7 protein-coding genes are annotated in these 11,271 nt (G+C 52.6%); 1 reads left to right on the top strand and 6 read right to left on the bottom strand.

What is annotated here, in order from left to right; all coding sequences use genetic code 11:
• Positions 1–55 precede the first annotated feature (55 nt).
• Positions 56–1,696, top strand: a complete 1,641-nt coding sequence (locus tag KDK13_RS05040) for an RING finger domain-containing protein (RefSeq protein ID WP_257283847.1) — start codon at positions 56–58, stop codon at positions 1,694–1,696.
• A gap of 78 nt (positions 1,697–1,774) precedes the next feature.
• Here KDK13_RS05040 and KDK13_RS05035 read toward each other — a convergent pair whose 3' ends face one another.
• The 6 genes from KDK13_RS05035 to KDK13_RS05010 all read right to left on the bottom strand — a co-directional run bounded on the left by KDK13_RS05035 (position 1,775) and on the right by KDK13_RS05010 (position 11,162).
• On the bottom strand, positions 1,775–5,818 hold the full coding sequence (locus tag KDK13_RS05035; protein WP_257283846.1) for a YhdP family protein: 4,044 nt from the start codon (positions 5,816–5,818) through the stop codon (positions 1,775–1,777).
• Between the two features lie 201 nt (positions 5,819–6,019).
• Positions 6,020–7,507 carry a ribonuclease G gene (gene rng / locus KDK13_RS05030; protein ID WP_257283845.1) on the bottom strand — a complete coding sequence of 496 codons (1,488 nt, stop codon included), beginning with the start codon at positions 7,505–7,507 and terminating at the stop codon, positions 6,020–6,022.
• A gap of 270 nt (positions 7,508–7,777) precedes the next feature.
• Positions 7,778–8,365: a nucleoside triphosphate pyrophosphatase gene (locus KDK13_RS05025; RefSeq protein WP_306671001.1), complete on the bottom strand. Its 588-nt coding sequence runs from the start codon at positions 8,363–8,365 to the stop codon at positions 7,778–7,780.
• A gap of 238 nt (positions 8,366–8,603) precedes the next feature.
• A complete protein-coding gene (mreD, locus tag KDK13_RS05020; RefSeq protein ID WP_257283844.1) occupies positions 8,604–9,089 on the bottom strand; it encodes a rod shape-determining protein MreD in 486 nt (161 codons plus the stop codon).
• Positions 9,089–9,985, bottom strand: coding sequence for a rod shape-determining protein MreC (gene mreC / locus KDK13_RS05015; RefSeq protein WP_257283851.1), 897 nt, complete (start codon positions 9,983–9,985; stop codon positions 9,089–9,091). Before mreC ends, mreD begins: the two co-directional genes overlap by 1 nt.
• 139 nt (positions 9,986–10,124) lie before the next feature.
• Complete coding sequence (locus KDK13_RS05010) at positions 10,125–11,162, bottom strand: rod shape-determining protein (RefSeq protein WP_020585121.1); 1,038 nt, start codon at positions 11,160–11,162, stop codon at positions 10,125–10,127.
• Between the last annotated feature and the right edge of the window lie 109 nt (positions 11,163–11,271).

The following is an 11,271-nucleotide window of genomic DNA, read 5'->3' as shown; positions in this document are numbered from 1 at the left end:
GGTACAAGGGAAAACGCCTGTTGCTCAGGGCGGCTGAGTTGAGGAGAGACCTGGCATGAACAGCATTCCCTCCAGTGCCGCAGTTGCCGTACCCGCCGAGTCCCCAATCTGCCCGATCTGCCATGATGACCTCTACCCATCTGAACGTACGAAATTTGCGGGCAGGCACGTCGCTATTGCCAGGCCCTGCAGGCATAAGTTCCACTATAAGTGCCTTGTCCGCTGGACAAAAAACGATCTGAAGTGCCCCTACGGGCGGAGAGTCATTAAAGATATAGTGGTGAAAAACATGCCCCTGCCCCGGGGCTGGCGGCGTCAGATGGTCAACGCGGCAAAGGAGGGTGATATCCAGATCATCCGCGCCCTGCTGCAACGGGGGGCGATCGTGGATGCGGGCCGGACTGCAGGAAAAACCCCCCTGGCCTGGGCCTCTATCAATAAGCACCTCGATGTTGCCCTGCTGCTGGCCAGAAGGGGAGGATCTGACCCGATCGGTCTGAACAACCTGGGGGCGATCTTCGATCACGGTGACGGGGGCATCCCGGTAAATCTGCGCAAAGCAAAGTACTGGTACCTGAAGGCGGCTGAGCTGGGGTATGTTACAGCCATGCGGAACCTGGGCCACCTGTATCAGCATGGTGGCAAGGGCTTTGGGATAGATCTGCGCAAAGCGGAGCGATGGTACCTTAAGGCAGCTGAGCTGGGGGATGCTTCCGCCATGTGCGGCCTGGGCATCATGTATGAAGACGGTGGTGAGGGCTTTCCAGCAGATCTGCACAAAGCCGAAAGCTGGTACCTGAAGGCGGCTGAACTGGGGGATACCTGCGCCATGAATAACCTGGGCCACCTGTATGGTCAAGGTGGCAAGGACTTTACGGTAGATCTGCGCAAAGAGGAGCGATGGTACCTGGAGGCGGCTGGGCTGGGGGATGCCGCCGCCATGGGCAACCTGGGCCTGCTGTATCTGGATGGTGGCGAGGGCTTACCGGCAGATCCGGATCAGGGGAAGTTCCTGTTGTTCAAAGCGGCTGGGCTGGGGGATGCAGCAGCCATGTTCAACCTGGGTTGCCTGTATTTCGAAGGTAACAAGGCCTTTCCGGAAGATCTGCACCAGTCGAAATACTGGTGGCTCAAGGCGATTGAGCTGGAATATGCTCCAGCCATGCTCCACCTGGGCCACCTGTATTTGCATGGTGGCGAGAGCTTTCCGGCAGATCTGCACCAGGCGAAAATCTGGCTGCTCAAGGCGGTCGAGCTGGGGGAAGATTCAGCCAGTATAGCTTCAGCCATGTACCACCTGGGCTACCTTTATCACTATGCTGGCGAGGGCTTTGGTGTAGATCTGCATGAAGCAGAGCGATGGTACCTGAAGGCGGCTGAGCTGGGGAATGATTCAGCCATGAACAACCTGGGTTGCCTTTATCTGTATGGCGACGAGGGCTTTCCGATAGATCTTCCCCAGGCGAAGCCCTGGTTGCTCAAGGCTGCTGAACTGGGTAATGCTTCAGCCATGAACGAACTGGGCACCCTGTATGAACTTGGTGGCGAGGACTTTGAGGCAGATCTGCGTGAAGCGGAGCGCTGGTACCGTAAGGCGGCCAGGCTGGGGAATGCCAGGGCTATGAAAAATCTGGAGAACCTCAGTAAACGTTTAGTAGAGAAGGCTTCCCGTGTGACGGAGGAAGCTTACCGATAGATCCGCTAAAAGCTTTTATCGCAAAGGTTCAGAGTACATTCAGGCCGAGAATGAACCAGGAGGATGATTTCAGTCAGGTTATTTTTTCGGCTTATTCGAGAACAGCCTGTCCAGGGTCATTTCAGGATCATCAAAGGAGCCATGAATCCGGTAACGAATGCTGGCCAGCTGATCCACCTGTTTGCCCACCAGCTTATCCGCAATATAAATGATACCTGCCACCTGGGGAGCCGTTCCCAGCAGCACGCTGAGAATCGGCAGATTGGATGACACTGGCAGGGTAACCACCAGACTCAGGTCCAGCTGTTCGGTGTTGGTATCGATAGAGCCATCCAGTTTAAAGTCAGAAGACGGCCCTTCGATCTCCATGGGTGAATTGAACGTAATCAGTCCACTGTTAAAATTCAGGCTGCCCTTGATTTGATCGAAGCTGATACCGGATGAGTACAGATCTGAAAAGTCCAGTTTCATCCTTCTCGCCAGCGCCTCAGTATTAAAAACACCAAATAACCTGAGCGCTTCCGACGAACCATTATCGACTTTATGCAACCGCCCATTTTTCAACAGCAAATCAACCCGGCCTTTCATGATTGCCATCGAGCCTGCGACAGGGGATCCATCCCAGTTGAGGCTGGCATTGATATGGCTTTCCTCGGCGCCAAGAAAACCGGAAAAACCCAGGGCTTTCTGCAACTCCCGGATACCGGTCCCCTTAAGTCCTCCCTGAACCCAGCTACGCTGTTCTCCTTCCATCTGCACCCAGTCTGCCAGGCCATTCAACGACATACCCGACAGTTCACCGGTAATATTATCGATTTTGACGCCGTTGGGCGCATGACGAAGTGTAAAGCCTATACTCGCTGGTGTTCGGTTGCCAAGCTGAATATGGTTGATGTTCACATCGAGATTGGGCAACGTTGCTGGATTAATGTTTGCCAGGCTGTCTTCAGCTGCCAAGGGACTTTTTCCGGCAGACGCTTCAGAAAAAGCTTCATAAACAGGCTCTGGCAGATATACCCGGTCAATATTCAGTTTCCATGGTGTTGTTCGTTGTTCAGGAACCCACAAATTACCTTTCAGTGTCGAGCCATCAACGGCCAGCTTCATTCCTGTCCTGTCAGACTGAGCACCCTGCTTTTGAACAGCCTGCTGAAGAGAAACAGCGATATCCGGCCAGAGATAGTCCCCATACTTCAGAGAACCAAGGCGAACCTTGTCAAGCTCGATGCGTGAGGCCAGTTGCTGTTCATCAGGCTTACCGGGCTGTCCTTCAAAGCGCGCCTTCCAGAGACCAAGATCCAGCTCCGGTAAGCTACCGGTCACGATAAACTGATTCCCTGAAGGCCATGCAGGAGACAATGAACCAGGTAGGAGAGCATCGCTTCCCAGGGTAATCAGGGCAGACTCCGGGGAAAACGCTGGCGTCATTCTCATGTCCAGCCGCCCCAGTGTCGCCAGCGTGACACTCAGCAGCTGGTGACCTTCTTTTTCCGTCAGGGAAAGCGCCAGGGGGAGCGGTGTATCCGCTGTTTTGCCCACCGGCGCTGGCAGCTCAACGTCAACGCCAAGCAGTTCGCTGTCAACCCTGAGTTCAGTGTTATTGTCTGCCCCCCCCAGGGATAAACTGGCGCGATAATCCGTTTCGCCCTCCAGTAAGCTGAGCCAGTCCAGCTTCAGCCAGTCCTGAAGTGAAGACACAGAGATGCTGCCTGACCAATCAATATTGGTGGAAACGGGTTGTTGATTCTGCACCGTTGAACGTATTTGGAATTGAGCTGGCTGACCAAACAGCTGGCCAGATAACTGTTGTGCACTAAGCCCCCGGTCAGTGCTGTAGGAGAGATCACCCGCAAGCTTTTTTGCTTCAACCCCCACCCCGGGAATCGCAAACGTAAACGAGTTCACAGCCCCACGGATATCCACTTCAGAATGGTCAAGGTCATCAAGAGGAAGCGTCAAATCAAGTCCGGCATCAAGCTGTCCCTGTAACGTCCATTGCCTTGCTTCACCCTTCATCCAGTCATTAATGGGTGTCCGGGTAAGAAAATGTTTCAGAGTCTCGCCATTGGCATTCAGGTGACTACTGATCCTGAGTATCGATTCCCCTTCCAGCGGCACCCGTGCGACAATATTATCCAGCTTGCCACCCGCTGATTCACCGCGCTGGCCAAGTACTTCCACCCGGTCATCGTTGACATAAACCTGCCCGGCCAGGCCGGTAATTTCAGGCCAGTCAGGCGCATAGTCCAGCACTCCATTATCGATATCAAAAAACAGTCCCCAGCGGGAGTCCCGGGGACCGATGTCTCCCTCTTCACTACCAACAAGAGCACCGTTATAAATAAACCCACCCCCCGAGATATCCGCTTTTTGAATGGCGGTATCCAGCCAGTGAACCAGGTCGCTGTCCATCGGCATAAAGGCTGGAAGGTACTTACCCGTATAACTGGCATCACCATTACTCATCCCGACCGTCAATGCCATATCAAGGGTATCACCTTCATCCCATGTTAACGGGATATCGAGCCTCAACTTGCCTTTCAGGTCACCTTCTGGCCCAACCAGGGCAAGGTCGTCCGACTTCAAAATATAAAAGTCATCGATAACATCCCAGTAAAGGCGTGCCCTGGCCGTATCAAACGTCCAGGTCTCCCGGAACAGTTTGGGAAAACCCAACTGGAAATTACGGGTGTCCAGATCAAGATAGCCCTGCAGAAGGTTCATCCTTAACTGACCACTGACATTGCCACCTGAAGGAGCCCCCTGCCAGGCATCCACAGAAACATTGTCAAGCCGGGCACTCAAGTCGAAATCAAACGGTTTGCGCGATGGATAAAAACGGAAGGCCAGGTCATTCAACTGTCCTGTAGGGTTCAGGGTATTGACCAGATCAGCGGCGGATTCCGGGAGCGTATCCGTATCCAGTAGCCACCGTTTGAGCAGATCCAGATCCAGGTTTTCACTAGCCACCGTTACCGTATATTCTTCGGTACGGCTTTCATCACGGCCACCGGTCAGATACCAGCTGTTTTCCCATTGATAAACCGTACCGTTATGCAGGCGGTTTTCCAGCATAAGTTCATCCAGCCAGATCTGCCAGCGGGACTCACTGTTCTGTAAAGGCGCCTGGGGCAACACGCCCTGCATAAATAAACGGGTCTGCCCGGAAAGATGGTTCATTGCTCCAGAGTTATCCAGATACGTTACATCAGGAGAAGCGACCTCTCCCTGCACCTGCCAGAAACCACGGTCATAACGCCATCGGGTTTCCAGCTGTATCTGTGCTGCCAGCACATCATCATGACAGCCGGACCACAGGGCACAGAGTTGTTCCGCATTAAGATCTCTGGCGACGGCCACTCCCTGCCACCGGGAAAACTGACCATGACTGACTATTCCGGAACCACCGATTTCGAGATAACCCGTACCTGCCTCAAGGCGGGCTGACAGGTCTTTCTGGTCACCATCCGTCAATACTGTCAAATACTGGCCGGTAATATTGCTGCTTTCACCATTGGCCTTGCGCATATTCAGGCGGATGTTACTGATATCGACCATCTCCTGCAGGGCAAGCCACTCCAGTGCAGAACCCTTGCGATATTCGGGCGTTTGCAATGATGACCCGGCAACTTGCTCAATACCGGACAGCGCCCACCGGGCACCATCCCCCTGAACCAGGTCAACATTAACGCCCCTGATCTCCAGTGAAGAAAATACTGGCGTCCAGTGTAATAGTGACTCCCTCAGGCTCAGTTCCATATCCAGCCGGGCAATACTGAACCCGGTCACATCTGAATCTTTTCCCTGAAGCGTCAACCCCCGCATTGATAACCATGGCTCGCCATCATTCCATTTGGCAGACATGGACTCAATTTCCAGGTCAGCATCTAAACGGTCGCTGAGAAAACGTGAAAGTTCAGGCTGCAGAACCGGTAAAGCAGTGAACATCAGTCGTGCGAATCCCAACAGGATGACCAGAATGGTTAACCCGGCCAGCAGAAGCCGCCAGCTCCATTTCATCAAACTGCCAAACAGACAGGAAACGGCAGATGGTACTTTTTCACCACCAGCACCGTCTGCCGCCTGATCACACGGAGTACTCCGATTGAGGCCGTTTACCATCCGCTTCAAATACCGTGCTCCCAACCTGACCGACAATTGGGCTGCTGAGCCTGCCCCATGACAAAAGTGACAATTAACAAAATATCAATCCAGACCAGACAGAACGAAATGCCAAAAAGAGACTACCCGCTCCCGTTAAACACTCCCTGAGAAGCGACAGGGCTTTTCGGGCAACGGGCAACGGGCAACGGGAAGCGTTCGTTACACCAGAACCACATCAAACTGCTCCTGGGTATAGATAGGCTCTACCTGGAAACGAATAGGCTTCTGGATAAACTCTTCAAGATCGGCAACATTATTGGACTCCTCATCCAGCAGGCGATCTATCACTGACTCAGATGCCAGCACCATGTAACTGTCGCCATCATATGCCCGGACAGCCCGGAGGATTTCCCGGAAAATCTCATAACATACCGTCTCTGCCGTTTTCAGCGAGCCTCGGCCTTCACAGGTTGGGCAGGGTTCACACAGAACATTCTCCAGTGACTCACGGGTTCGCTTGCGGGTCATCTCTACCAGGCCCAGTTCACTGACACCGGTAAAATTGGTCTTGGCATGATCCTGCTCCATCGCCTTTTCAAAAGCACGCTGAACCTGCCGCTGATGCTCGGGATCTTCCATATCAATAAAGTCAATAATGATTATCCCCCCCAGGTTCCGTAAACGGAGCTGGCGGGCGATGGCAACGGCTGCTTCGAGGTTGGTTTTAAAGATAGTCTCTTCAAGATTACGATGACCAACAAATGCACCGGTGTTGACATCGATGGTCGTCATGGCTTCAGTCTGATCAATAATCAGATAGCCACCGGACTTAAGTTGAACTTTACGGCTAAGGGCCTTGTTGATCTCATCCTCAACTCCAAACAGATCAAAAATCGGGCGTTCGCCGGGGTAATATTCCACGCGGCCATCAATCTCAGGCACCAGCTTCTTGACGAACTTGGACACTTTTTCAAAAGTTTCCCGGGAGTCAATGCGGATCTTTTCAATATTGGGATTGACCAGGTCCCGCATGGTTCTCAAATGCAGCGGCAAGTCTTCATAGACATTGGCAGGCGCCTTACTCTCCTTGATATTTTCTTCAATGGTTTCCCATAGCCTGCGCAGAAACAGAATATCCGCACGCACCTCATCCTCTCCAATCCCTTCTGCAGCCGTTCTGAGAATAAACCCACCGGCTCCGGCACCTCCAGAAGAATCCCCCCCCAGGCAAGACTCAACCAATTGCCGCAGACGTTCCCGTTCCTCAACATCTTCGATACGAAGCGAAATACCGACGTGGTTGTTTTTTGGCATGTGGACCAGGTAGCGGGCCGGAATGGAGATATGGGTCGTCAGCCGGGCACCTTTGGTACCCAGTGGATCTTTCGTTACCTGGACAACCAGGGACTGGCCTTCATGCACCAGCTCATAAATGGGACGCTCCTGGGTCTCTTCGTTTTTTTCATGGCGGCTCTCCTGCCGTGGCGCAATTTCACTGGCATGAATAAACGCCGCCCGCTCAAGGCCAATATCAACAAAGGCGGCCTGCATTCCCGGCAGGACACGGACCACTTTTCCTTTATAAATATTGCCGACAATCCCGCGACTTCGAGCACGTTCTACATAGATCTCCTGGAGCACCCCATTTTCAACCAGAGCCACCCGTGATTCCATGGGCGTGATATTCATGAGAATTTCTTCACTCATCCCAGTCCCTCAATTCCTTTAATGCATTGACCTGTGATGCCTCTTATACTGCCGATGAGTTTCAGGACTCAGGCACCACAGGTCAATACACTTCCCGCCAATCCTTTAGATGCGCTAACGCACTGCTGGAAACCCGGTAAATCCTTTGATCATACCAGCAATTTGCATCCGGTTTTTGCTTCCTGACAAACTTTATACCAAAAACCGTTCCATTCCTGCTGCAATTCCATGGTGTTGGATATGGCACCTTATTCGAAGTTATGCCACAGATCAGCACGTTTTCCAGAATGGCACATTAAAATGTGACAGAAGTCGCGCAGTCTCCATAAGCGGCAACCCGACAACGCCAGAATAGCTGCCAGAGATACCCGCCACCAAAACAGCACCATAACCCTGAATTCCGTAGGCACCGGCTTTATCTACCGGCTCCCCGGATGCAATATATTCTTCAATCAACTGATCAGAAAGGTCATTAAACACCACCTCCGTGACTGACAACTCAGATTGGAGCTGCCTGCCATCGGTTACCGCGACAGCGGTCATCACCTGATGAGTCCTTGCGGACAACATGCCAAGCATACGACGGGCATCGTTTGAATCCTGTGGCTTGCCAAGAATCTGACTATTGCAGACAACTGTCGTGTCAGCAGCCAGCAAAGGCATTTTGGGAGAATCCCGGGTCAGTAATTCCTGCCAGCCTGCCGTTGCCTTTTCCCGGGCCATGCGCAGCACATACTCAGAAGGAGCCTCACCGGGAACAGGGGTTTCATCAATTTCACAGGCCAGTTTATTAAAAGAAACACCGATTTGCTGTAACAGCTCTGCCCGACGCGGGGACTGTGATGCCAGATAGATCATATTCAACCTTTTTTGAACCATAACTGCCTTTACCGATGGTAATCTGCCCGTTTGTTATTCTCAAACCACTCTTCTTTTTTCGAACTTCTGACAAAAGACAAAAAAGCGGCTCAAGCCCTTAATACCAGATGGCCAGGGCTGATGCTGAATGCAGTGCTCGCAGGCGGATAAAAAACTGCTGAAGATGAGAAAAAACACAGAGATCCTGGTGCATGGCAGTCTATTCTCGGACAGGCTCCTAGACCACCCGAAAATAGCGCCTCAGAAACCGCAGCCCGGACATAACCCAGGGCCAGACAAGCGCACTGGATATTGACGGTAGCAGATACCAGACTGAGGGAATCGAGTCCCCTGCAGCGCTGCGAACCCAGAGCAGCAACAGCTGATAAAAACCAATCATCAGGAATACCATGAAGGCCTGTTGCCAGACAGGAAATAACCGGAGCCGTCGATGAAGGCTGAGTACAATAAATGCGACCACCACCATACCCAGGGAGTTCAGACCAAACAGACTTCCCTGAAAAACATCCAGCAGCAAACCAGTGATAAAGGCGAACAACAGACCAAAGCGTTCCGGCAATGCCAGCACCCAGTAGATAACCACCAGCGGAACCCATGCCGGGCGAACCAGTGATAACCACTCAGGCAATGGCATAATACTGAACATTGCCCCCACCAGCAGGGTCATCCACACCACCCAGTGGGCATTAGCCTGCTGAACCATTACTGCTGTACCTCATTTGTTTTCTTCTCCGCCCCTGTCTCTGAAGCACCTGGCTCTAAAACATCAGTCGGCTCAATCAGGTCGGTAACTTCCCGAAAAACCAGAAGCACCACACGACTTCTGTTCACTTCAGCAAGCGGCTGAACTTCAATAGAGGCAAAGGCATCGCCAGGATTATGGATAACCCCGGTAACCACCCCCACCGGGTACCCTTCAGGATAGGTTCCCCCAAGGCCCGAACTGGTCAGCAGATCCCCCTCCTGAAAATCTTCAGTAACAGGAATATGCAGCAGCTCAAGGCGATCCGGACGACCGGTCCCTGCAGCAATAGTACGATATTTGGTTCGATGATTTTGTACAGGAATTCGTGCCGCCATATCGGTCAGCATCAACACCCGGCTGCTGACCGGACTGACTTCAATGACCTGGCCCATCACACCATGAGCATCGAGAATGGCCTGCCCCTGGTAGACCTTATCAATGGCTCCCTTATTAATGATCACCCGGTGCCGGAAAGGATCAGGATCAACGCCAGCCACCTCTGCAACCAGCACTTGCTCATCCACCAGTTCAGAAGAGTTCAGCAACTCCCGCAGGCGGATATTCTGGGCGGTTAGTGAAGCAAGCTTTTGAACTTTCTGTTCAAGAATAAGGTTTCGCGCTTTGAAACGGGCGTTTTCCTGAAGCAAGTCGTTATGGGACATCACCACCTGTGAAGCAGTTCCCCAGATACGCCCGGGCAGATCAGCAAGAAACAGAACAGGCGTAGCAGCAACGGTGAGCCACTGGCGCACCTGTGACAGGGCACGATAACTATGATCAAAATACAAAATCGCCAATGACAGGATGATCAGCAAAACAAAACGTGTGACCAATGACTGGCGCTGACTGAAAATCGGTTTAATAACCTGCTCCTTACCAGGCCTCGGAACTTAATTGCCTTGAAAACGGCAGACCAAAATAGCAAATCAGCAATACCTCCTGAGGAAATATTGCTGATCATATGCCAAAACAGCCGCTTGATTAACAGAGCCGTTAATCCGTGGATAATAGATCCATACGGTGCTTATCCATCATCTCGATTGCCCTGCCGCCGCCACGGGCCACACAGGTGAGCGGATCTTCAGCGACCAGAACCGGCAGGCCGGTTTCTTCACTGATCAGTTTATCCAGATCCCGCAGCAATGCGCCGCCGCCGGTCAGCACCAGGCCACGCTCGGCAATATCAGAAGCCAGTTCTGGCGGAGATTGTTCCAGGGCACTTTTGACAGCCTGGACAATCGCCGTCAGCGACTCCTGGAGCGCTTCCAGAATCTCACCACTGTTCAGGGTAAAGCTCCGTGGGATACCTTCCGCCAGGTTGCGCCCGCGCACATCAATTTCCAGCAGTTCATCACTGGGGTAGGCGATGGCAATTTCCTGCTTGATACGCTCAGCAGTTGCATCACCAATCAGGCTGCCGTAGTTGCGTCGCACATAAGTCACAATCGCATCATCAAAACGGTCACCGCCGATACGCACAGACTCAGAGTAGACAACACCACTGAGGGAAATAATGGCAATCTCCGTGGTACCACCACCGATATCCACCACCATGGAGCCACTGGCTTCTTCAACCGGAAGGCCGGCACCAATAGCGGCCGCCATGGGCTCTTCGATCAAATACACTTCCCGGGCACCAGCACCGAGGACCGATTCACGGATCGCCCGCTTTTCGACTTTGGTTGATTTGCAGGGCACGCAGACCAGCACACGAGGGCTGGGCTGAATAAAACTGTTCTCATGCACTTTGTTAATAAAGTGCTGCAGCATACGCTCGCAGACATCAAAGTCTGCTATCACACCATCCTTCATTGGACGGATGGCGGTGATATTGCCGGGGGTTCGGCCCAGCATCCGCTTGGCATCGGCACCAACAGCCACTACGCTCTTCTGGGTACCGAGATTGCGGATAGCAACCACAGAGGGTTCATTTAACACTATGCCCTTTTCGCGGACATAGACCAGTGTGTTGGCTGTTCCAAGGTCGATCGATAGATCGCTGGAAAACAGGCCACGTAACCTTTTCAGCATGTTATGGTGTACCTTGATTCAAGGCTTGGGTAATTCCAGAAACTCTAACAATGCTGCCTCCTGAGGGCAAGCAGCAATTGTGTACTGTGGGAACTGTGCCTGAATTATT

This window comes from Endozoicomonas sp. SESOKO1 (assembly GCF_024606265.1).
In the GTDB taxonomy this organism is placed as follows: Bacteria; Pseudomonadota; Gammaproteobacteria; order Pseudomonadales; family Endozoicomonadaceae; genus Endozoicomonas.
Note: the sequence above shows the minus strand (reverse complement) of the source record. Positions and strands in the feature narration are given on the sequence as shown.